General features: G+C 60.7%; 21 protein-coding genes. 3 read left to right on the forward strand and 18 right to left on the reverse strand.

The window, feature by feature from the left end; translation table 11 throughout:
* Nucleotides 1-82 precede the first annotated feature (82 nt).
* The 13 genes from KGA88_RS19315 to KGA88_RS19375 form a co-directional block, all read right to left on the reverse strand.
* The gene (locus tag KGA88_RS19315; protein ID WP_110660037.1) at nucleotides 83-673 is read right to left on the reverse strand and encodes an NTP transferase domain-containing protein; all 591 of its coding nucleotides are present in this window, start codon (nucleotides 671-673) and stop codon (nucleotides 83-85) included.
* Nucleotides 670-1,653: an XdhC family protein gene (locus tag KGA88_RS19320; protein WP_223593563.1), complete on the reverse strand. Its 984-nt coding sequence runs from the start codon at nucleotides 1,651-1,653 to the stop codon at nucleotides 670-672. Before KGA88_RS19320 ends, KGA88_RS19315 begins: the two co-directional genes overlap by 4 nt.
* Nucleotides 1,653-3,974 carry a xanthine dehydrogenase family protein molybdopterin-binding subunit gene (locus KGA88_RS19325; RefSeq protein ID WP_223593565.1) on the reverse strand — a complete coding sequence of 774 codons (2,322 nt, stop codon included), beginning with the start codon at nucleotides 3,972-3,974 and terminating at the stop codon, nucleotides 1,653-1,655. Before KGA88_RS19325 ends, KGA88_RS19320 begins: the two co-directional genes overlap by 1 nt.
* A complete protein-coding gene (locus KGA88_RS19330) occupies nucleotides 3,971-4,441 on the reverse strand; it encodes a (2Fe-2S)-binding protein (RefSeq protein ID WP_008046998.1) in 471 nt (156 codons plus the stop codon). Before KGA88_RS19330 ends, KGA88_RS19325 begins: the two co-directional genes overlap by 4 nt.
* Nucleotides 4,442-5,417: 976 nt before the next feature.
* Entirely contained in the window at nucleotides 5,418-6,476 is a 1,059-nt protein-coding gene (locus tag KGA88_RS19335; protein ID WP_223593643.1) for an IS110 family transposase, read from the reverse strand.
* A gap of 798 nt (nucleotides 6,477-7,274) precedes the next feature.
* Nucleotides 7,275-8,294: a UDP-N-acetylmuramate dehydrogenase gene (murB, locus tag KGA88_RS19340; protein ID WP_223593574.1), complete on the reverse strand. Its 1,020-nt coding sequence runs from the start codon at nucleotides 8,292-8,294 to the stop codon at nucleotides 7,275-7,277.
* The gene (locus tag KGA88_RS19345) at nucleotides 8,291-8,755 is read right to left on the reverse strand and encodes a low molecular weight protein-tyrosine-phosphatase (protein WP_223593577.1); all 465 of its coding nucleotides are present in this window, start codon (nucleotides 8,753-8,755) and stop codon (nucleotides 8,291-8,293) included. The genes murB and KGA88_RS19345 overlap by 4 nt, the downstream gene beginning before the upstream one ends.
* Nucleotides 8,755-9,519: a 3-deoxy-manno-octulosonate cytidylyltransferase gene (gene kdsB / locus KGA88_RS19350; RefSeq protein ID WP_110657801.1), complete on the reverse strand. Its 765-nt coding sequence runs from the start codon at nucleotides 9,517-9,519 to the stop codon at nucleotides 8,755-8,757. Before kdsB ends, KGA88_RS19345 begins: the two co-directional genes overlap by 1 nt.
* Nucleotides 9,516-9,701, reverse strand: coding sequence for a Trm112 family protein (locus tag KGA88_RS19355; protein ID WP_003179363.1), 186 nt, complete (start codon nucleotides 9,699-9,701; stop codon nucleotides 9,516-9,518). Before KGA88_RS19355 ends, kdsB begins: the two co-directional genes overlap by 4 nt.
* A 24-nt stretch (nucleotides 9,702-9,725) precedes the next feature.
* Complete coding sequence (gene lpxK / locus KGA88_RS19360) at nucleotides 9,726-10,736, reverse strand: tetraacyldisaccharide 4'-kinase (protein ID WP_223593579.1); 1,011 nt, start codon at nucleotides 10,734-10,736, stop codon at nucleotides 9,726-9,728.
* The gene (locus tag KGA88_RS19365; protein WP_223593586.1) at nucleotides 10,736-11,164 is read right to left on the reverse strand and encodes an ExbD/TolR family protein; all 429 of its coding nucleotides are present in this window, start codon (nucleotides 11,162-11,164) and stop codon (nucleotides 10,736-10,738) included. Before KGA88_RS19365 ends, lpxK begins: the two co-directional genes overlap by 1 nt.
* Entirely contained in the window at nucleotides 11,161-11,796 is a 636-nt protein-coding gene (locus tag KGA88_RS19370; RefSeq protein ID WP_110660228.1) for a MotA/TolQ/ExbB proton channel family protein, read from the reverse strand. The genes KGA88_RS19365 and KGA88_RS19370 overlap by 4 nt, the downstream gene beginning before the upstream one ends.
* Before the next feature lie 98 nt (nucleotides 11,797-11,894).
* Nucleotides 11,895-14,129 carry a DNA internalization-related competence protein ComEC/Rec2 gene (locus tag KGA88_RS19375; protein WP_223593588.1) on the reverse strand — a complete coding sequence of 745 codons (2,235 nt, stop codon included), beginning with the start codon at nucleotides 14,127-14,129 and terminating at the stop codon, nucleotides 11,895-11,897.
* Nucleotides 14,130-14,263: 134 nt separating this feature from the next.
* Between KGA88_RS19375 and KGA88_RS19380 the strand changes: the two genes are divergently transcribed.
* Nucleotides 14,264-14,779, forward strand: a complete 516-nt coding sequence (locus tag KGA88_RS19380; protein ID WP_223593590.1) for a DUF2062 domain-containing protein — start codon at nucleotides 14,264-14,266, stop codon at nucleotides 14,777-14,779.
* Nucleotides 14,780-14,929: 150 nt separating this feature from the next.
* Here KGA88_RS19380 and KGA88_RS19385 read toward each other — a convergent pair whose 3' ends face one another.
* The 4 genes from KGA88_RS19385 to KGA88_RS19400 all read right to left on the reverse strand — a co-directional run bounded on the left by KGA88_RS19385 (nucleotide 14,930) and on the right by KGA88_RS19400 (nucleotide 18,097).
* On the reverse strand, nucleotides 14,930-15,709 hold the full coding sequence (locus KGA88_RS19385; protein ID WP_223593593.1) for an ABC transporter permease: 780 nt from the start codon (nucleotides 15,707-15,709) through the stop codon (nucleotides 14,930-14,932).
* Nucleotides 15,706-16,638 (reverse strand): ABC transporter ATP-binding protein, encoded by a 933-nt coding sequence (locus KGA88_RS19390; RefSeq protein WP_223593603.1) that lies wholly within the window; start codon nucleotides 16,636-16,638, stop codon nucleotides 15,706-15,708. The genes KGA88_RS19385 and KGA88_RS19390 overlap by 4 nt, the downstream gene beginning before the upstream one ends.
* Before the next feature lie 132 nt (nucleotides 16,639-16,770).
* Nucleotides 16,771-17,394, reverse strand: a complete 624-nt coding sequence (locus KGA88_RS19395; protein ID WP_223593605.1) for a glutathione S-transferase family protein — start codon at nucleotides 17,392-17,394, stop codon at nucleotides 16,771-16,773.
* 43 nt (nucleotides 17,395-17,437) lie between these two features.
* A complete protein-coding gene (locus KGA88_RS19400) occupies nucleotides 17,438-18,097 on the reverse strand; it encodes a transglutaminase-like domain-containing protein (RefSeq protein WP_110660222.1) in 660 nt (219 codons plus the stop codon).
* 204 nt (nucleotides 18,098-18,301) lie between these two features.
* Between KGA88_RS19400 and KGA88_RS19405 the strand changes: the two genes are divergently transcribed.
* Entirely contained in the window at nucleotides 18,302-20,749 is a 2,448-nt protein-coding gene (locus KGA88_RS19405) for an acyl-CoA dehydrogenase (protein ID WP_223593607.1), read from the forward strand.
* 74 nt (nucleotides 20,750-20,823) lie between these two features.
* A complete protein-coding gene (locus KGA88_RS19410; protein ID WP_007991629.1) occupies nucleotides 20,824-21,231 on the forward strand; it encodes a PA2817 family protein in 408 nt (135 codons plus the stop codon).
* Nucleotides 21,232-22,124: 893 nt separating this feature from the next.
* Here the strand turns inward: KGA88_RS19410 and KGA88_RS19415 are convergent.
* Nucleotides 22,125-23,123 carry a LysR family transcriptional regulator gene (locus KGA88_RS19415; protein ID WP_110662825.1) on the reverse strand — a complete coding sequence of 333 codons (999 nt, stop codon included), beginning with the start codon at nucleotides 23,121-23,123 and terminating at the stop codon, nucleotides 22,125-22,127.
* Nucleotides 23,124-23,127 lie beyond the last annotated feature (4 nt).

The following is a 23,127-nucleotide window of genomic DNA, read 5'->3' on the forward strand; positions in this document are numbered from 1 at the left end:
GCGTTGGATCATCCAACATCTCAGTTGACTGTCAGGCCGCCTTCGCGAGCAAGCCCGCTCCCACAGGGGATCATCTCCGGCACTACTTGAAGACTAACGCCTGCGGCACATCCACATCCCACAACACGCCAGGATCATCCACTGTCACTTCAACCACCCGCCCTTGGGCGAACAACGGTTTGGCGCCACGATCCCCCGATAACGCCATCAGCCCCGCCGCGAAGTCCCGTCCGAACCCGACCGGATGCCCGTACTCGCCGCCCTGCACGGGCACGCTGATACTGTCTGCGCTGATACCCGCCACCACTTGCCCGATACTGGACGGCAGGATGAACGGCATATCACCCAGTACCATCAGCCAACCATCGAGTTGCTGGCAAGCAGCGACTCCAGCGGCAATGCTGTCGCCCATTCCCGTCGACTCGATCAATACGATCTCGCAGCCATAAGCCTGAGCCATGCGTACAACCTGCGGGCGGTCAGCGGTCGTCACCAGTACACGCTTGTCCAGTGCGACCGGCAGGTTAACCAGCGTGTGCTCAATGACGGACCGCACCGCGCCATCACGCCCGGTACAATCAGCGAGCAATTTATCCTTATCGGCGCCCGCCACCTGACGAAACCGGCTGCCCTGCCCCGCCGCCAACACAATGACGCCGATCGACTCACTCATACCCTCTCCTGCAAGATTTTTTTCTGCTTCAGTTCAACGCCATTTTTGACCGCCACGATTTCCGCCATGAGCGACAAGGCAATTTCCGCTGGATTATGACTGCCGATGTGCAAACCGATGGGACCGTGCAAGCGGTCAATCGCCGGTTGCGACAAACCCAGTTGAGCGAGGTTTTCCCGGCGCTTCTGGCTGTTGACCCGCGACCCCAGTGCTCCGACGTAAAAAGCCCTGGAGTCGAGGGCCGTGAGCAGGGCCATGTCGTCCAGGCGTGGATCATGGGTCAAGGCGACAATGGCCGTGCGTTCATCGGTCTGGATATTCAATACCGCCTCATCCGGCATCCCCGAAACGAATCGTCCGTGCTGTTCCTCCCAGCCGTAGACGAACTCGCTGCGCGGGTCGCAAATCAGCACCTCGAAATCCAGCAGCCGGGCCATTTCCGCCACGTAGCGCGACAGCTGCCCCGCGCCAATCAGCAGCAGGCGCCAGCGCGGGCCGTAGATCGCGCGCAAGGTCTGGCCATCGAACGTCAACACGTCAGCTTTACTGGCCGGCTGCAAAAGCACTTCGCCAGTGACCAGATTCAGTTCACGGGCAACGATTTCATGTGCCTCGCAATGAGCGAGCAATTGCTCGACCCAGTCCCCATCGTCGATACGCTCCTCGGTCAAGCGCAAGGTGCCGCCGCAGGGCAAGCCGAAACGTGCAGCTTCCTCACGGGTCACGCCGTAGGTGATCAGTTGCACCGGCGGCCCCTCAAACGCAAGGCGGCCGTCGCGCAGTCGCGCGATCAAGTCATCCTCGACACACCCGCCCGAGACCGAACCAATCACCATGCCGTCTTCACGCAATGCCAGCATGGCGCCGGGTGCCCGGGGCGCGGTGCCCCAGGTTTCGACCACGCTGTACAACATCACCCGCTGACCGGCGCGATGCCATTGCAGCACACTGCGCAGGACGTTCAGATCGGCGCTGTCCATCAGGCTTCGGCCTTCTGCCAGCCCGACAGTTGATAACGAACCGGCAGATTGCGAATGCGCTTGCCGGTGGCGGCAAAGATCGCATTGCACAGCGCCGGCGCAATCGGTGGCACCCCCGGCTCACCCACACCGCCCAATGGCACCTCGCCCGGCGGCGTCACCAGATGCACGGCCACCTCTTTTGGCGCCAGGGACATGCGCGCCACTTCGTACATGTGGAAGTTATCCTGCTGGACCTTGCCGTCCTTGAAGCTGATTTCCCCCAGCACCGCATTGCCCAGGCCCATGACACAGGCCCCTTCGAATTGCGCGCGAATCCGCTCGGGATTGATCTGCGGCCCGCAATCGACCGCGATGTCGGCCTTGTGCACCACCAGCGTGCCGTCGTCCTTGACCTCCACCTCGATCACCGCCGCCACATAGGTCACAAAGCTGTAATGCACCGCCAGGCCCAGGCCGCGCCCCTTGGGCAATTCACGCCCCCATCCGGCGGCTTTGGCGGCGGTCTCCAGTACCGTGCGCAGGCGTGCGGTGTCGATCGGATAACGCTCGGGGGATTCGCCGTAGTTCCACTCTTCACTCAAGGTGCGCGGATCGATCTGACGATCCGGGCCGAGCAATCTGATCTGGTACTTCAGCGGATCTTCCCCGGCCTTGTGCGCCAGTTCATCGATAAAGCTCTGGATCGCGAAGCCGTGGGGAATGTTCGACACCGAGCGATACCAGCCGACCCGGGTATGTACTGTGGCCTCGGGGTTTTCCAGGCGAATGTTGGGGATCGCATACGCCATGTTGGTGAATCCCATGCCCAGTTCGAATGCCGCCTCATGGTTCATGCCCGGCGCAAACAACGCGGTAATGCTCGGCGCCACCGTACGGTGCAACCAGCCGGACGGCAGGCCATCCTTGTTCAGGCTGGCCTTGAGGTATTCGGCGGACACGGTGTGGAAGTAGGAATAGTGGATGTCGTCTTCGCGGGTCCATTGCACCCGCACCGCCTTGCCGGGGAATTCCTTGGCGAGGATCGCCGCCTCGATGATGAAGTCAGGCTTGGACTTGCGCCCGAACCCGCCGCCCAGCAAGGTCACGTTGAACGTGACGTTGTCGAACGGCAGGCCCAGCCTTTCACCAATTCGTTCCCGGGTGACTTGTGGTGCCTGGCTCGGCCCCCAGGCTTCGCACGCACCGTCCTTGAACCGCGCAATGGCGACCATCGGTTCCATCGGCGACTGCGACAAATGCGGCAGGTAATAGGAAGCTTCCAGCGTGCTGGCGGCGCTGGACATCGCCTCGTCGATATTGCCGGTATTGCGCACCACCTTGCCGGGCTTGAGCGAGGCCGCTTCCAGTTCCTTGCGATAGGCGATCGAGTCGTAGCTGGCGTTGGGGCCGTCGTCCCACTCGATTTTCAGCGCTTCGCGGCCCTTGATCGCTGCCCAGGTATTGCTCGCCACCACGGCGATACCGCCGAGCGGTTGAAATTCCGAAGGCAAGGGCCGGCTTTCGATCTGCACCACCTTGACCACGCCGGGGACTTTCATCGCCGCGCTGCCATCGAAGCTTTTGACCTTGCCGCCATACACCGCAGGCCGTGCAATGGTCGCGTACAGCATGCCGTCGAAATGCACGTCGGCGCCGTACACCGCACGGCCTTTGACGATGTCTTCACCATCGATGGCCTTGGTGCCTTCCTTGCCGATGTAGCGGAATTCGGAAGGTTGCTTGAGCCTCAGGCTGTCCCGCGCCGGTATGGCCAAAGCACCAGCAGCGGCGGCGAGCGCACCATAATCCAGTTCGCGGCCTGACGGTTTATGGATGACTTTATGCAGTTGCGCATGGCACTCGCCGACCGACACTTTCCATTGGTCAGCGGCGGCTTGCTCCAGCATGGCGCGTGCCGCGGCCCCGCAACGACGCATCGGTTCGTACCAATGGCGCATGCTGCGTGAGCCATCGGTGTCCTGGTTGCCGAAGCGTACTTCGTCGCCCGGGGCCTGTTGTACTTTGACCCGCGCCCAGTCGGCTTCCAGTTCATCGGCCACCACCATGGTCAGGCTGGTGCGTACGCCCTGGCCCATCTCCGAGCGGTTGCAGATCACGGTTACCGTGCCATCGGCAGCAATGCTCACATAGACCTTGGGATCATCGACCCAGCCGTGGGGCATGCCGTCGGCGCCGAACTTTTTCTCTTTGTCCTCGGCAAATGCGTCTTGCCAGCCCCAGCTCGCCGCCAGCACTAACGCACTGGTGGCGCCCACGCCTTTGAGAAAGCCACGACGACTGAGATTACTCAGGGCGAAATCATTCGGTAACTGGCTCATGCCTTGGCCTCCTTCAGGTGAGTGGAGGCCTGGCGGATCGCCGTCTTGATGCGGTTGTAGGTGCCGCAGCGGCAGATGTTGCCGACCATCGCCTCTTCTATCTGCTCGTCGCTGGGGTTCGGATTGGTCTTGAGCAGCGCCGTCGCCGACATGATTTGCCCGCCCTGGCAAAAGCCACATTGGGCGACCGCCGTGTCGAGCCAGGCTTGCTGCACGACTTTACCGATCGGGTCGGCGTGCAGGTTGTCGATGGTGCTGACATTCTGCCCGACGACGGAACCGATGGGCGTGATGCAACTGCGTGCCGGAGCCCCTTCGATATGAATGGTGCAGGCGCCGCACAGGCCCATGCCGCAGCCGAACTTGGTGCCGTTGTAACCGGCCACGTCGCGGATCGCCCAGAGCAGCGGCATGTCCTCGGTGACGTCGAGTTGATGGTCTTGACCATTGAGCTTCAGGGTAATCATGGGCACGCCCGCATATTTCTTGAGTTATGGGGTCGAGCAATCTGCCGCTGGATCTCGGTGGGTCGCACGCAGATCGACTCAGGCTAATGGGCTCTCTTGTGCGGACGCAGACGTCTGCACCGGGCCTTTGGTGAAGCAAGAGTGTGCATCGTTAGCTGACTAAGTTAACCGAGCATTAACATCCCGGGAAACACCGATAATGCAATACCTGTAGGAGCCGGCCTGTCGGCGATGGACTCCAGTGCGCCGCGTTTATCCAGTTGATACGCGTCATCGTTAACGACCATCGCTGGCAAGCCAGCTCCTACAAAACACCGCGTCCGAGTCGAAATGATGTGAACACCAAACTGTAGGAGCCGGCTTGCTGGCGATGAACTCAGGTACGCCGCGTTTATCCGGTTCGTACGCGTTATCGTTAACGACCATCGCTGGCAAGCCAGCTCCTACCAGGGACCGCGTCCTGGTCGAAATGATGGGAACACCAAACTGTAGGAGCCGGCTTGCTGGCGATGGACTCAAGTGCACCGCGTTTGTCCGGTTCATGCGCGTTATCGTTAACGACCATCGCTGGCAAGCCAGCTCCTACAAGGGACCGCGTCCTGGTCGAAATGATGTGAACGCCAAACTGTAGGAGCCGGCTTGCTGGCGATAGACTCCAGTGCGCCGCGTTTATCCAGTTTGTACGCGTTATCGTTAACGACCATCGCTGGCAAGCCAGCTCCTATGTATGGACTCGCCCCCACTGTCTACCCGCTTTTGAAAAACCGCTGCCCCGTTGCATCTATGTATTAGGCCTATTCGTGGAAGCCGTCTTCGGCTTCTGGCCAAAATTGGAAAAGCTCGTGGTATGCCGATTACAGTCAGGCCTCGAAGGCCAGTAGGAGCTTAGGCATCAATCCACGCCGGTCTTACCTGGGGTCAATTTTTTTCAGCAGAGGGTCAGACGGTTAGTACCTCGGTGGCAGAACTCTGTCGCTCAGTGGCCCATCGTCGCTGGCTGGCCATCACCCGCGTGGCGACGATAAGTCTGGTCATTCTGTAGAAGCACCCAGACGATTCGCAGGTTGCGGTTGGCTAGCCTGATCGCAGCCTCCTTACGGCCCAACCGGCTCATCCAGTGCAACAAGCGGCGGTCATCGGGTTGCTGGGAATCAGGTCGTAGTTGTTGCAGCACCGCATGGGCCCCCTGGATCATCAGGCTGCGTAAATAAGCATCACCTCGCTTGGTCATGCCCCCCAACCGGACCGTCTCCCCGCTGCTGTGCTGGTCAGGCACCATGCCAAAGTACGCGGCAAACTTGCGGGCATTGGGAAAGCGCTCAGGCTTGGTTTCCTTGGCCACCAGTGCCGTGGCAGTGACCGGGCCGATGCCGCGCACAGTCATTAGCCGCTTCGCCGTCATGTCAGCGTTGGCGGCCACTTCCAGGCGTCCCGTCAGTACGCTGATGCGCTCGCCCAAATGGCGCCACTCGGCCAACAGTTCGTCGATCAGTTCACGCAGCAGGCCCGGCACCGGTTGGCTGGCATCTTCCAGCACCCGCGGGATTTTCTGGCTGATCGCAACATCGCCCTGTGCCAAGGCTACGCCGTGCTCAAGCAGCAGGCCGCGCATCTGATTACTGATGGCCGTGCGTCGACGCACATAGCCCTGGCGGGCACGATGCAACGCCTGCATTGCCAGCGCCGCAACGCTTTTGACCGGTACTGCGCAGATTTTTTCATCGCGATTGGCCCGCAGAATCGCCAGCGCATCGTTGCGATCATTTTTAGGCCCGCTGCGATGTGTGGCCACCAAACCGGCTGGAAGAATCCGCACCGGATTACCTTGGTCTTGCAGCTGCCGGGCCCAGGCCTGGGCACCCGGACCGGTCTCCATCAAAACCACGACATGCGGCGGCAACTGTCGGAGAAAATCATAAAACGCCTCGCGCGACTTGATCCGCTGCTCGTAGAGCACCTGGCCGAGGATATCTTCACCGGCGACCTGAAAGACCTGTTTGGCCAAGTCGACCGCCAAGGTTGTGCAGGCCGACAAATCGGAAGAAGACACGGATTGATCAAACGAACTATGATTTTTCATGGACTCGCCCTCGCTGTCGTTGGCTGTTTAGACTGCCACCGTGGCGCATTGACGCCTCGGCTTGGGCGAGTCCATCCAATTACAAGGGACCGCGTCCTGGTCGAAATGACGTGAACGCCAAACTGTAGGAGCCGGCTTGCTGGCGATGGACTCAAGGGCGCCGCGTTTATCCGGATCACAGCGTTATCGTTAACGACCATCGCCGGCAAGCCAGCTCCTACAAGGGCCCGCGTCCTGGTCGAAAATGATGTGAACACCAAACTGTAGGAGCCGGCTTGCTGGCGATGGACTCAAGTGCGCCGCGTTTGTCCGGTTCATGCGCGTCATCGTTGACGACCATCGCTGGCAAGCCAGCTCCTACCAGGGACCGCGTCCTGGTCGAAATGATGTGAACGCCAAACTGTAGGAGCCGGCTTGCTGGCGATGGACTCAAGTGCACCGCGTTTGTCCGGTTCATGCGCGTTATCGTTAACGACCATCGCTGGCAAGCCAGCTCCTACAAGGGACCGCGTCCTGGTCGAAATGATGTGAACGCCAAACTGTAGGAGCCGGCTTGCTGGCGATAGACTCACGTGCGCCGTGTTTATCCAGCTCATGCGCGTAATCGTTAACGACCATCGCTGGCAAGCCAGCTCCTACAGGAGACCGCGTTCTGGTCGAGAATGAAATGACCTCCAAACCAGAGAATGCCCCAAAAAAGCCCTGCACAATAAACATCGTGCAGGGCTTTTTAATCCGTCTTGAAAGCTTAGCTCAATACCGGTTTGGTTCCATTTCCAGGTCGACATGGAAACGTTCTGAAATGTCTTTCTGGATACGCTGCGCCAGGTTCAGTAGTTGCAGGCCCGTTGCGCCACCATAGTTGACCAGCACCAGCGCCTGCAGCTTATGGACACCCGCGTCAGCATCGCGAAAACCTTTCCAGCCTGCCCGCTCGATCAGCCAGCCGGCGGCCAATTTCATCTGGCCATCAGGTTGCGCATAGGCCACCAGGTCCGGGTACTCCCCCTTGAGCCGTGCAGCCAGCGCCGCCGATACCAGGGGATTCTTGAAAAAACTGCCGGCATTGCCCAGTACCGCCGGGTCCGGGAGTTTTTCGTTGCGGATGCTGCAAATGGCCTGGCTGACATCGGTGGCGGTCGGATGCTCAATGCCCTGTTCGGTCAGGCGCTGACGTACCGGACCGTACTCCAGATGCAAATGCGCGGCGCGGTCGAGGGCGAAACGCACACGCAGGATCAACCAGCGTCCCGGCTCCTGCTTGAACAGGCTGTCGCGGTAAGCGAAGTTGCACTGCGCCAGGCTGAAGTCGCGCAGTTCGCCGGTCTGGCGATCGAGGGCGGTCAGGCCGGCGAATACGTCCTTGATCTCGACCCCATAGGCGCCAATATTCTGCATCGGTGCCGCACCGACGGTGCCGGGAATCAGGCTGAGGTTTTCCAGACCGGACAACCCCAACGCCAGCGTGTGCTGCACGAACGGATGCCAGGGCTCACCCGCCTCCGCTTCTATCACCACCTTGCCGCCGTCATCGCTCAGCACACGAATGCCGCGAGTGGCCATGCGCAGGACCAGCGAATCGATATCTGCCGTCAGCAACAGGTTGCTGCCCCCGCCAATCACCAGCACCGGGACCTTGTGCTCCAGCCCATAGGCCAGGGCTTCGCGCACATCGGCGTCGCTGTGGGCCTCGGCAAACAGCCGGGCCTGGACATCCACGCCAAAGCTGTTGAACGGCTTGAGCGAAACCTGCGACCGAACCTGCAAACTCATAACCGTCCCTTCAATTCGATCAAAAGCAAATCGCTGGCGCGCTCGATCAGGTCCAGCACCTGTTCGAAGCCTTGGTCGCCGTCGTAATACGGGTCCGGCACTTCATCGATTTCCGACTGATAACGGCGCAGGAACAAATCCAGCTCTGCCTTGCCCTTGACCGGCTGCAAGGCCTTGAGGTTGCGCAGGTTGCTGTTGTCCATCGCCAGGATCAGGTCATAAGTGGCGAAATCGGCACGGCTGACTTGCCGGGCGCGCTGGGCGGACAAGTCATAACCGCGCAGCTTCGCCGCGGCCTGACTGCGCTTGTCCGGCGCCTTGCCGACATGCCAGTCGCCGGTACCGGCGGAGGCCACTTCAACCTGATCGGCCAAGCCGGCCTCGCGCAACTTGTGTCGCAGCACGCCTTCGGCCGTGGGAGAGCGGCAGATGTTGCCCAGGCAGACAAACAAAACCCGCATCACGCCTCCAGCAGGCGACGAACGCGCTCAAGGTCTTCAGCGGTATCGACGCCGGCGGGCGGCGCGATCAGTGCGTCGGCCACATGAATCCGCACGCCGTGCCACAAGGCACGCAGCTGTTCCAGGCACTCGGTGTTTTCCAGCCAGCAGGGACCCCAGCTGACGAAATCCTGCAGGAAACCGGCACGGTAGGCATAGATGCCGATATGGCGGCGATACGGCACACCTTCCGGCAACTGCTCAGGGTTCACGGCGAACGCATCCCGCGCCCAGGGCAAGGTGGAACGGCTGAACGTCAACGCCAGGCCATTGAGGTCGCTGACGACCTTGACCACGTTGGGATTGAACAGGGTGTCCGCGTCGTCGATCGGCTCGGCCAGGGTGGCCATGCGCGCTTGCGCGTGGGCGGCCAGGTTGGCGGCGACCTGATCGATCACGCTCGGCGGGATCAGCGGTTCGTCGCCCTGGACATTGACCACGATGGCATCGGGCGCCAGGCCCAGTTTCATTGCGACTTCGGCCAGGCGGTCGGTGCCGGAGTTGTGATCTTCACGGGTCAGCACCACTTCGGCACCAAAGCCTTTGCAAGCCTCGACGATGCGCGGGTCGTCGGTGGCCACCACCACCCGCTCGGCGCTGCTTTTGCTCGCCTGTTCCCAGACGTGCTGGATCATCGGCTTGCCGGCGATCAACAGCATCGGCTTGCCCGGCAGGCGGGTGGAGGCATAACGCGATGGAATGACGACGGTAAAGGCTGTGGTCATTTATCCAGGCGCTCGTCGGTGGTCAGGGTGCGAGCTTCGGATTCGAGCATCACCGGGATGCCGTCGCGAATCGGGTAGGCCAGGCCTGCGCCCTTGCTGATCAGCTCGGTCTTGTCGGCGCTGAGCTTGAGCGGGCCTTTGCAGACCGGGCAAGCGAGGATATCGAGCAATTTGGTGTCCATGAGCATTCCCTGGAAAAAACGGAGTTAAGGCAACAAACGAGCCGGCAGCAGGCGCATCAGCTGTGTGTCGAACCAGGCTACGAAGGCCGGCGACGGCACGGCATCGACCGCCAGGTACCACCAGTCGGCGGTGGCAAAGGCACGGCATTTCACCGCGTCCTTTTCCGTCATCACCAGCGGCAATGACGGCGTGAAATTCAAAGCCTGCACGCTGTATTCGGCGTGGTCGGCAAACGCATGTGGAACCGGCTGCCAGTGTAGCGTTTCGAGGGTCTTGAAGAAACGTTGCGGGTTGCCGATGCCGGCCACCGCGTGCAGGGCCTGGCCACTGGGGAAATGGTCGAGGGTACGCCGTTCGCCGCTGCGCAGATTGACCAGCGCGGTGGGTTGCAATTGAAAGGCAAATCCATCATCGCGATCAGCCGCGGCACCGTTGTAGAGGACCGCGTCGACGCTTTGCAGGCGCTCGGCCGGTTCACGCAATGGCCCGGCAGGCAGGCAACGACGGTTGCCCAGGCCGCGGGCGGCGTCGATCAGCACCAGTTCCAGGTCACGGGCAAGGCGGTAGTGCTGCATGCCGTCGTCGGACAAGATCAGGTCCAGCGGTTCACTGGCCAGCAAGGCTTTGACCGCGTTGCTGCGATTGGGGTCGATCATCAGCGGCACGCCCGTGCGCTGGACGATCAGCAACGGCTCGTCACCAGCAACGTCGGCGCTCTGCTCGGCCTCGACCCGCCACGGCAACTGCGGCGGTTTGGCGCCGTAGCCGCGACTGACCACGCCGACCCGCAGGCCGCTGCGCTGGCAGTGCTCGATCATCCATAGAATCAGCGGTGTCTTGCCGGTGCCACCCACGGTGATGTTGCCGACCACGATCAGCGGCACCGGCGGCTGATAGATCTCGCCTTCACCCGCCAGAAAGCGCTTGCGCTTGTTCATGACCACGCGCCGGTACAGCCATTCCAGTGGCTGTAACAGCTTCAGGGCCGGATGACCGTCATACCACGCGGCGAGCAATCGATCGGACATGGCCATCAGGGCGCGGGAGGCGCCGCCTCGATAGTGGTCATGCGCAAGTGACTGAAACCGAGTTTGCCGGCCGCATCCATGGCAGTGATAACCGATTGATGCTGAGTCTTGCCGTCAGCGCTGATGGACAGCGGCCGGTTGGTGTCGCCGTTGGCTTCTTTTTGCAGCGCGTCCATCAACGAGGCCAGGTCACTCTTCGCCAGGATCTGGTTGTTCACCGAGAACACGCCGTCGGCGCTGATGGTGATGTCCAGAGGCTTGCTTTGATCGTCGGCGGGCGTGCCGCTGACCGCTTCCGGCAGATCGACGCGCAGCTGGGTTTCACGGGTGAAGGTGGTGGTCACGACGAAAAACAGCAGCAGGATGAACACCACGTCGATCAGCGACGCGAGGTTGATGTCCACCGTTTCCCGTTGTTTGCGGCGGAATTTCACGCTTTGCTCCCGGACAGATCCACATCACGGTCGCCCTGCACCACCTCGACCAGCTTGATCGCTTCCTGCTCCATGCCCACCACCAGCTCATCGATACGCCGTAGCAGGAAACGGTGGAAGAACACCGATGGGATACCCACCATCAGGCCCGCAGCCGTGGTGATCAGGGCCTTGGAAATACCACCCGCCAGAACGGAGGCGTTGGTGGTCATGCCCGAGCCCGTGAATGCGCTGAAAATGTCGATCATGCCCAGCACTGTACCCAGCAGGCCCAGCAATGGCGCCATGGCGGCGATGGTGCCCAGGGCGCTGACATAGCGTTCAAGCTCATGGATGACCCGTTGAGCGGCCTCTTCGATGCACTCCTTCATGATCTCGCGACCATGTTTGGAGTTGGCGAGGCCCGCCGCCAGGATCTCGCCCAAAGGCGAGTTGGCGCGCAGTTCCTTGAGTTTGTCTTTATTGAGCTGTTTGTCCTTGATCCAGACCCAGACCTGCCCGAGCAAATGCTCCGGGGTCACGCGGCTGGCGCGCAGCGTCCAGAGACGCTCGGCGACGATGGCCATGGCCGCGATGGAACTCAGAATGATCGGCAGCATCATCCAGCCGCCGGATTTGACCAATTCCCACACAGTGACAATCCCCTCGAAAAAGTGCGCCACTCTAACATAGGGGGTGCTGGCACCGAAGACCGGTATGTCGCATCCGGTCGGGCTTGAGTAACGCCCGGTTATTGGTGCAAAGGCGGCGGATCGCGCCAGAAACGCCGTTCCTGGCGCATTGACCACGGCGGCTCGAAGCGCCCCAGTTGCAGACGAATGGCACCCTGTTCGACGCTGTCGTAGATCGCCATTCCACGTTTTTGATAACGCGCGATGACCGTGGGATGCGGATGGCCAAACGAATTGCCCTGACCGCGTGAGATCAGCACCCCTTTGGGTTGCAAGACCTCCAGCAGGGCGTTTGACGAAGAACTGCGACTGCCGTGGTGTGGCGCCTGCAGCCAATCGGTGGGCAGGGCCAACGGACTGTCCAGCAAAGCGCGCTCGGCGGCGGCATCGATGTCGCCACTCAACAGCAACCGTTCGCCATTGGCCTCGATCAGCAAGACGCAGGAGTTCTGGTTGCTGTCCCCGGCCAATGGCCAGTGCCAAAGCTGGAAATCGACTTCATCCCAGGTCCATTGTCGACCGCTCTCACAACGCTCGGCCCGTAACTCCACAGGCAAGTCCGACGGCTCACCACTGACCACCCGGTTCACCGGCAAGCCCTTGGTAACCGCCCGGGCACCACCGGCGTGGTCGGCATGGGCGTGGCTGATCAGCATCAGGTCGAGGTCCTTCACCCCCAGTTTGCGCAACGCCGGCAGCACCACCCGTTCCCCCTGGTCGAGTTCACCGAAACGCGGTCCGGCGTCATACAGCATCGCGTGATGCCGGGTGCGCACCAGGATCGCCAGGCCCTGGCCGACATCCAGTTGCCAGACTTCGGCCATGCCTTCCGGCAACATCGGCCTGGGCGCAAAAACCAGCATCAACAGCATGGGCCACCCTAACGGGCGCATCGGTACGCCTCGCGGCAGTAATAGCAGAACAGCGCCAAAGGCACCGATCAACCAGGCCCATAGCGGAACCGCCGTGGGCACCCAGGCGGGAACCTGACCGGCAATGAGTCCCAATCCCCTGAACCACCAGTCGATCAAGCCGCCCGCCAGCCACAGCAATTTCTCACCCACATAGGGCACCGGCAGCAATAGAGTCCCGAGCAATGCCGGTGGCAGCACCACCAGACTGATCCAGGGCACGGCGAACAAATTGGCCAGCGGCCCGCTGAGGCTGATTGGCAATCCCAGTGCCAGTAACAACGGGCACAACCCGATTGCAATCAGCCACTGGGCACGGGTCCAGGTTTGCCACCAGCGCCACGGTCCCAATCGGCCGCCAAAGGTCAAGATCAAGACTGCAACGGCAGCGAACGACAGCCAGAAGCCAGGCTGAAGACTCGCCAGGGGCTCCAGCAGCAAAATGCCGTTGAGTGCCAACAACAGTGGCCACCAAGCACCGAGATGACGGAACCGTAGACGCCACAACAACACCAGGCCAATCATCAGGCAGGCCCGTCGTACCGGCACCCCGAAACCGGCCAGCATCCCGTAACCGAGCGCCGCGGCGAATGCCAGGCCACATGCCCAAGGCAACCATGGCAAACGGTTCGGCCATAACCCAAAACGGGCCAGGCCCGCGATCAGCAGATACACAACGCCCGCCAGCAACCCGATATGCTGTCCGGAAATCACCAACAGATGCACCGTGCCGGTGTCCTGCAGTACCTGCCAGTCTTCGCGACTCAGCCCGGCGCCGTCCCCGAGTACCAATGCGGTCAACGCGCCGCTTCGCCCTTGGGCATCCACCGCCAGCAATCGCTGGCGGATTCCATCGCGCCAGGCCCATTGAGCTGGCGCCAGGCGCTCACCCTGCTTGACCGTCCCGGTTACCCCGATGCGTTGTGCCAGCAACCAGGCCTGGTAATCGAACGCCTGCGGATTGAGGAGCCCGACCGGGCGCTTCAATTTGACTGCCAGGCGCCAGCGCTCACCACTGTTCACCGGCGGCCCGCCGTACCAGGCCAGACGCATTTGCCGCGGCAGCCGGGTACGCCGGGACTGGATGTCGGTCAATTCGAAACGCACCACACCGTCGTCATGCCGGGGCAAGCCAGTGACCCGCCCTTCGACCCAGCGGGTTTCTCCGTCCAGCACCGGTGGCAGTCGGTCATCCAGCGCCCACTGCGCATTGGCGCAGGCCCAACTCAAGCCGAACAGGTAAAACGCCACCGGATAGGTCCTGAACGGCAGCAACATCAAACCCGCCACCGGCATCGCCAGCCACAACCAGACCGGCGGTAATGCCGGTAAAAAACGCAAGGTCAAAAGACCCAGCGCCAGCGCCATCATCCCTGTGCGCATAAGCCCGTCCTTGAGAGTACCCTCTAGGCTTAGCCCGCCCTTAGCCTCGACGTCGTCAATAATTGTCACAAAGTCTGAATGGGCAGTTCGTAGAATCCAGACATACTTGCCACCCTGACCGACCGAGAAGCCTTATGCCCCGGCGCTTATTCAAACGTTACATGCCAGACCCGATGAGCATCAGGGAACACAAGTCCTTACGCTTTCTCGGCACTCTGCTGCATGACCCGAACCTGTGGCACCTCAACCGCCACTCCGTTGCCCGCGCCATGGCGGTAGGTCTGTTCGCCGCGTTCCTGCCGATCCCGTTGCAGATGCTGCTGGCAGCAATCCTCGCCATCATCGTGCGCGGCAACATGCCGATTGCCGTGAGCCTGGTCTGGCTGACCAACCCGATCACCATGCCTGCCGTATTCTTTTGCACGTACCAGACCGGTGCCTGGTTGATGGACGTTCCCGCCCGGCAGTTACCGGACTCGCTGACCTGGGAATGGATCAAGGGTGAAATCTCGACCTTGTGGCAACCGTTTCTGCTGGGTTCGGTCGTGACGGGGCTGGCACTCGGAGCGCTGTCCTACTTCCTGGTGATGACGTATTGGCGCTGGTGGGTGGCCAGGCAATGGAAGCGGCGCAAGAAGAGCCGGATGTGAGAATGCAAAACGGCCTCCACTTGGGAGGCCGTTTTTTTGTAGTGTCTGGGCTGACGCCTTCGCGAGCAAGCCCGCTCCCACAGGGATCTTCAGTGCTACATAGATCCAGTGTGTGCGGGCTTGCTCGCGAAACAGACGACTCGGTATTTCTCAGGTACGCATTCCGCGTCCGCTGACCAGCAACCGCGCACATCCGAGGTAAAGCACCACGGTCGCCACCAGCATGAACGTAATCGCAATACTGATGCGGATATCCGACACGCCGAGGATGCCGTAGCGGAATGCGTTGACCATGTGCAGCACCGGGTTGGCCAGGGACACGGTCTGCCAGAACGGCGGCAACAGCGAGATCGAATAGAACACCCCGCCCAGGTAGGTCAGTGGCGTCAGCACGAACGTCGGAATGATCGAAATGTCATCGAAGTTGCGCGCAAACACGGCGTTGATGAAGCCCAGCAACGAGAAAATCGTCGCGGTCAGCACCACCACCAGGATGGTCACGCCCAGGTGATGCACCTGCAAGTCGGTGAAGAACAGCGACAGCAGGGTCACGATGATCCCCACCATCAACCCGCGCAGTACGCCGCCCAGGGTGTAGCCGATCAGGATGGTGTGCGGCGACAACGGCGAGACCATCAGTTCTTCAATGGAACGCTGGAACTTGCTGCCGAAGAAACTCGACACCACGTTGCCGTAGGAGTTGGTGATCACCGACATCATGATCAGCCCCGGCACGATGTACTCCATGTAAGTGAAGCCACCCATGTCGCCGATTTGCCGACCGATCAGATTACCGAAGATCACGAAGTACAAGACCATGGTGATGGCCGGTGGCAGCAGGGTCTGCGGCCAGATCCGGGTGAAACGCCGGACTTCACGGTAAACGATGGTGTTGAGGGCAATGAGGTTGGGGCGCAGCTCGGAACTCATACCGCCACCTTCGACAGATTTTTCTCCACCAGGGACACGAACAACTCCTCGAGGCGATTGGTTTTGTTACGCAAGCTCAGCACTTCGATGTTTTGCTGCGCTAACTGGGTGAACAGCGCGGTGATGCCCATGGACTTGTCTACCTGGACTTCCAGGGTGTGACTATCGACCAGTCTGGCCGGGTAGCCGATCAACTGAGGCGCCACGTGCAACGTGTTCTTCATATCCAGCAGGAACGTTTCCACATGCAATTGGCTAAGCAACTGCTTCATGCTGGTGTTCTCGACAATGGTGCCGTGGTCGATGATGCCGATGTTGCGGCACAACTGCTCAGCCTCTTCCAGGTAGTGGGTGGTGAGGATGATGGTGATGCCTTTCTGGTTCAGCTCGGTGAGGAAGCTCCACATCGAGCGACGCAGTTCGATGTCCACCCCGGCAGTCGGTTCGTCAAGGATCAGCAGGCGCGGTTCATGGACCAGCGCGCGGGCGATCATCAGGCGCCGCTTCATGCCGCCGGACAGCGAACGCGACGGCACGTCCTTCTTGTCCCACAAGCCGAGCTGGGTCAGGTACTGCTCGGCGCGTTCCTTGGCGATTTTCGCCGGGATGCCGTAGTAGCCGGCCTGGGTCACGACGATGTCGAAGGTCTTTTCGAACTGGTTGAAGTTGAATTCCTGAGGCACCACGCCGATGCAGCGCTTGAGCTGCGCAGGATTCCTGTCCAGGTCGTGACCGAAGATATTCACCGTGCCGCTGGTCTTGTTCACCAGGGTCGAGAGAATACCGATGGTCGTGGATTTGCCGGCGCCGTTGGGGCCAAGCAAGGCGAAAAAGTCACCCTCGGCGACATCCAGATCGATACCACTCAGGGCCTGGAAACCGTTGCCGTAGGTTTTGGTTAGCTGCCGGATGGACAGAGCGGAACTCATATCGGATTTACGCACCAAGAAGGGAAGAAAGGGATAAGTATGGGCGACGGCGAACAATACAACCGCAGCGAACTGGCACAATGGTGCTTGTCGCCGCCACACAAGTACAGTCAAGCGTGTCGATAGTGAGTATTAAGTCAACGCGGTCATGACGGCTTTGCGATACGCCGGACGCTGTTTCAACCGTGCATACCAGGCCTGCAGATGCGGTTGTGGCACACGCTCGATCGGCATCTCGAACCAGGCATAAATGAAACTGCCCAGGGGAATATCGCCCATGCCGATCTCGTCTCCGGACAGGTAGGGCGAGTTCGCCAACGCCTGATCGGCCATCGCCAGCAGCGTGTCGCATTCCTTGATCGCCGCCTTGATGGCCGCCCAATCCTGCTGGTCTGCCGGGGTGCGCAGTACGCCCCAGAACACGGTGCGAAACGGTCCGGCAAAACTCGAGGTGGTCCAGTCCATCCACTTGTCGGCGGTGGCACGGGCTTGCAGATCCGCCGGATACCAGGCCGTACCGCCGGCGTGACGGGCCATCAGGTAACGCACGATGGCGTTGGATTCCCACAATACGAAACCATCGTCTTCGATCACCGGAACCCGACCGTTCGGGTTCATCGCTCGGTACTCGGGGGTATCGACGACTCCAAAGGCGCCACCGGCATCGATGGCTTCATAGGCCAGCCCCAACTCTTCGGCGGCCCACAACGGTTTCCTGACATTCGACGAGTTTTTCCGACCCCAGATCTTCAGCATGACCGCCTCTTTTTCGATAAGTGGGCAGGCAGCATACGCCGGATCAGGCGCGACTCAAATCGCTCTGCATGTCACCCAACAGCGGTTGCTGTTGCTCGCCGAACAGGTGCGGATAGCATTTTTCCAGGTGTTCGAAAAAGAACGCTTCAGGTACGTCGGCGAACTGGCCGTGATCGACGAGGTACTCCATCAGCTTCGCGCCCTCGCGGTTGTAGGGATGAAAAACGCTGTCGTTGATCCCGTCGAACTCCAGCGGCGCCACATTGAACAGGTCGCAGAGCTTGCGGTTGAACGCCGGTGTCGCCTTGATCCAGCGACCCTGCAAATAAAACTCGGTGTAGCCGTGCATGGCGAACATGTCGCTCTTGAGCAGCTCAAGCAGCCGTGGCGTCGACAAATGATTGCGCACATCCGCCAGGCCGATCCGCGCGGGAATCCCGCAATGCCGCGCGGCACCGGCCAGCAGCGTGGCCTTGGGTACGCAGTAACTTTCCCCGGTCGCCAGCGCATAACTGCCGCGCAGGGTCTGCGGATCGCGACTGAAGGTGTAGGGGTTGTAGCGTACCGCTTCACGCACGGCGTAATAGAGACTGATCGCCTGCTCAAGCGGATCGCGACTGACGCCACGGTGTTTTTCGGCGAACTCCACCACGGACGGATGGTCACTATCGATGAAGCGGCCGGGACTCAGATACTCGTGCATGAGAATAATCTCCTGGGGAAGCCCCGAGTCTAGCGAGCGCTTGAGCACAGAGATAACGACGTTTCGGCCAAACATGGGCGCTTTGCCGCTCGCTCAATCAACGCTTTTCCCACGATTCCAATCACATCGCTCCAGCCAGCCTGTTTTACGGATGCCGTCTAAGCTTCGAGGGTTGGTTCGCCCTGGTTTCACGGAGGAATGAATATGCTGCTGTTGTGGATACTGGTTCTGCTGGTCGGGATTGCTTATTTGGCTCACCGTCGCATCGCCCCGCTGCCCGCCCTGGTCATCGTGGCCGTCTATGTCGTGGCGATGGGTGCGCTCAGTCGCGCGCCGGGCTGGTTGTTGCTGGTTTTATGGGTATTGATCGCCGCCGTCGCCGCGCCACTGCTGCTGCCCGACCTGCGTCGCAAATTGTTCAGTGCACCGATGTTCAGCTGGTTCCAGAAGACCCTGCCGCCGATGTCGCAAACCGAACGCGACGCCATCGACGCCGGCACGGTGTGGTGGGACGGTGAACTGTTCAGCGGCCGCCCGGACTGGAGCAAACTGCTGTCCTATCCCAAGGCGCAATTGAACGAAGAGGAACAGGCTTTCATCGACGGGCCGACCGAAACACTCTGCACCATGGTCAATGAATGGCAGCTCGGTCAAACCATGGACCTGCCGCCCGAAGTCTGGACCTTCATCAAGGACAATGGCTTTTTCGCCCTGATCATCCCCAAGGAGTTTGGCGGCAAGGGCTTCTCCGCCTATGCCCACTCGCAAGTGGCGATGAAACTGGCGAGCCACAGCGGCGACCTCGCCTCCACCGTGATGGTCCCCAATTCCCTCGGCCCGGCTGAACTGTTGCTGCATTACGGCACCGATGAACAACGCAATCATTACCTGCCACGCCTGGCCCGCGGCGACGACATCCCGTGCTTTGCCCTGACCGGTCCGCTGGCCGGCTCCGACGCCGGCGGCATGCCGGACTCCGGGGTGATCTGCAAAGGTGAATGGGAAGGCCAGGAAGTCCTCGGCCTGCGTTTGAACTGGGAAAAGCGCTACATCACCCTCGGCCCGGTGGCCACCCTCCTCGGCCTGGCCTTCAAGGCCTACGACCCGGATCACCTGTTGGGTGACAAGGAAGACCTGGGTATCAGCCTGGCGCTGATTCCGACCGACACCGCCGGTGTCGAGATCGGCCGCCGGCACCTGCCGCTGGGCGCCGCGTTCATGAATGGCCCGAACTCCGGCAAGGATGTGTTCGTCCCGCTGGAGTTCCTCATCGGTGGCCAGGAAATGCTCGGCAAAGGCTGGATGATGCTGATGAATTGCCTGTCGGTCGGGCGTTCGATTTCCCTGCCGGCGGTGGGCACCGGCATGGCCAAGTTCACCAGCCTGGTGACGGGCCAATACGCTCAGGTTCGCGAACAGTTCAACGTGCCGATTGCCGCTTTCGAAGGCATTCAGGAAGCCATGGGCCGCATTGGCGGCAATGCCTGGATGATGGACGCCGCCCGCATGCTCACCGCCAATGCGGTCGATCTGGGCGAGAAACCGTCGGTGCTGTCAGCGATTCTCAAGTACCACCTGACCGAGCGCGGCCGCGACTGCATCAGCGATGCCATGGATGTGCACGGCGGCAAGGCGATCATCATGGGGCCGAACAATTACCTTGGCCGCAAGTGGAACGGCGCGCCAATTTTCATCACCGTGGAAGGCGCGAACATTCTCTCGCGCAACCTGATGATCTTCGGCCAGGGCGCGATCCGCTGCCATCCCTTCGTGCTCAAGGAAATGGCCCTCGCCGGCCGTGAAGACAAGGATCAGGCGCTCAGAGAGTTCGATGGCCTGCTGCTCAAGCACATCGGCTTTGCCGTGGGCAACGCTGCCAGTACGCTGGTGTTGAATCTCGGTTTCGGGCACCTGGAACACACCCCGGGCGACAAACTCAGCCAAGGTTATTTCCGCGCCCTCAATCGTCAGGCCGCTGCTTTCGCCCTGCTCGCCGACCTCAGCATGATGTTGCTGGGCGGCGCATTGAAACGCCGCGAACGCCTGTCCGCTCGACTGGGCGACGTGCTCAGCAACCTTTACCTGGCCTCGGCCGCACTCAAACGCTACAACGATCTCGACTCACCGCAGTACATGACACCGCTGCTGGCCTGGGCCATGGAGGAAAGCCTGGGCCAGGCGGAACGGGCTATGGATGAGCTGCTGAACAACTTCCCGAACAAAGTCGTGGGCTGCCTGTTGCGGGTGATCGTGTTCCCGTTCGGTCGCCGACACAAAGGACCATCGGACAAACTCGGAGCCGAAGTCGCTGCGTTGATTGGCCGCGCCAAGGGCGACCCAGCCCTGGAGGAATTGCTCCTGGGATGCTATCGCCCACAAGCGAGCGACGATCCGGTCGGTGCATTGCAACACGCCTGCAATCTGCTGGGCGCCGCACAGCCGTTGCAGAAAAAGCTGCATGTGGCACTCAAGAGTGGCCAGGTCAAACCGGTGGCCGGCGAATCGGTGATCGATGCCGCACTCGAGGCGGGCGTGTTGCAGCCGGTGGAAGCCCAAACCCTGCGTGAAGCCGAAGCGGCACGGCGCAAGGTGATCGATGTCGATGACTTTGACCAGGAGGCTTTGGCACTGGCCGAGGGAAAAGTCCGCTGATCCCTTCAAACATGTAAAAACGGGCGCGGGCGCTTTATACTCCCGCGCCCGTTTTGCTCTTGAGGACTTATCTCGTGTCCAACATCGTTGCCGATCATCTCGTTTTACTCGACCACCTGCGCAGCATCCTGGTCGCCGTAGGTGAGGCCGAGCAGGTTCCCGAAGAAAGCCATGCCTTGTTCCTTGAGCGCTTCGACGAACTGCTGGCGTCACTGCCGATCGATCCGATCGAAAGCCAATACCTGGGCCAGGACATCCTGACTCAAGTCATTTCCCGTTATCCGCAAATCGCCCACCTGATTCCACGGGATCTGCTGTGGTATTTCGCCGGTGACTGCCTGCACTACTTGTCCGATGAAGAAATCGACCTGTATCAGGCACTGGAAGAGCGCCGTTTCGAAGCCGAACAGAACGACGAGCCCTTCGACTGGAACCAGGAAAAGCAGCTGCTGGCGCTGTCAAACCAGGACAGCAAGCACTGATCCCCGACTGGTCATGCAAAAGGCCCGCATGGTTGAACATGCGGGCCTTTTTTGTGCCTTTCACTGGTTTCAGCGTGGACATGGTCCCTTGTAGGAGCTGGCTTGCCAGCGATGGTCGTTAACGATAACGCGCATGAACCGGATAAACGCGGCGCACATGAGTCCATCGCCAGCAAGCCGGCTCCTACAGTTTGGTGTTCACATCTCGGACGCGGTCCCTTGTAGGAGCTGGCTTGCCAGCGATGGTCGTTAACGATAACGCTGTGAACCGGATAAACGCGGCGCACTTGAGTCCATCGCCAGCAAGCCGGCTCCTACAGTTTGGCGTTCACATCTCGGACGCGGTCCCTTGTAGGAGCTGGCTTGCCGGCGATGGTCGTTAACGATAACGCTGTGAACCGGATAAACGCGGCGCACTTGAGTCCATCGCCAGCAAGCCGGCTCCTACAGTTTGGTGTTCACATCATTTCCACCCGGACGCGGTCCCTTGTAGGAGCTGGCTTGCCGGCGATGGTCGTTAACGATGACGCGGGTGACCTGGATAAACGCGGCGCACATGAGTCCATCGCCAGCAAGCCGGCTCCTACCGTTTGGTGTTCACATCATTTTGACTCGGACGCGGTCCCTTGTAGGAGCTGGCTTGCCAGCGATGGTCGTTAACGATAACGCGTATGAACCGGATAAACGCGGCGCACATGAGTCCATCGCCAGCAAGCCGGCTCCTACAGTTTGGTGTTCACATCTCGGACGCGGTCTCCTGTAGGAGCTGGCTTGCCAGCGATGGTGGTTAACGATAACGCGTACAAACTGGATAAACGCGGCGCACTTGCGTCCATCGCCAGCAAGCCGGCTCCTACAGTTTCCCGGGATTGCGTGAAGAACCTTTTTTTCGTTCAGAACAAGCCGTCACTTTCCGGCAGTTCATACTCCGACGGCGACCAGCCCGGACCGTTGGACTTACCCGGCTTGCCCAGCGTCGGCTCCTTCTCCAGGCACTCCACCAGGTAATCGATCAGCACCCGTAGCTTGGGAGGCAAGTACCGGGTTGGCGAATGCAGCAACCAGGCGCCTCCGTGATAAGACGCGAGAAAAGTCCAGTCCGGCAGCACCTGCACCATCAGCCCTTTCTCCAGGGCATGGCGCGCCGTGAAATACGGCAGGCTGCCAATCCCGATGTGCTGCAGCACCGCGCCATAACGTACGCCGGTGTGATTGGCGGCATAGCGACCGCGCACACCGACGGTGACCGATTGGCTGCCTTTCTTGAACTTCCAGCGCGCATCGCTCGGGGTTTCGCCCAGGTAAATGCAACTGTGGTTGAGCAAGTCGTGGGGGTGAGTCGGCGTACCGTGCTCGGCCAGGTACTGCGGCGTCGCGCAGAGCATATGATCGATCGTCAGCAACCGCCGCCCCACCAGTCCCGCAGGTGGCCGATCAGTGATGCGGATCGCCAGGTCGACGTGGTCGTCAATCAAATCAACCTGGCGGTCCTCAAGCAACAGTTCCACATCCACCTTGGGATAACGGCGCAAAAACTCCGGCATATGCGGGTGAATCACGATCCGGCCCACCGCTTTCGGCACGCTGATACGCACCAGCCCCTCGGGTTCATCCGTGAACTGACCACTGATTTCCATCACCGAACGGGCGGCGTTGACCATTTCCTGGCAGCGCTTGAACACCTCCTCGCCACCGTCGCTCAGGCGCAACTTGCGCGTGGTGCGTTGCAGCAATCGGGTCGCGAGCGCCTTCTCCAGACGTGAAATACTACGACTGACCGCCGAAGGTGAAGAGCCCAACTGACGAGCCGCCTCGGAGAAACTGCCCGTCTCGACAACCTTGACGAAGATCGCCATTTCACCGAGCAGCGGCAGTGGAAGATTTATGCTCACAGCG

It is taken from the genome of Pseudomonas sp. A-R-19 (assembly GCF_019956575.1).
GTDB lineage: Bacteria > Pseudomonadota > Gammaproteobacteria > Pseudomonadales > Pseudomonadaceae > Aquipseudomonas.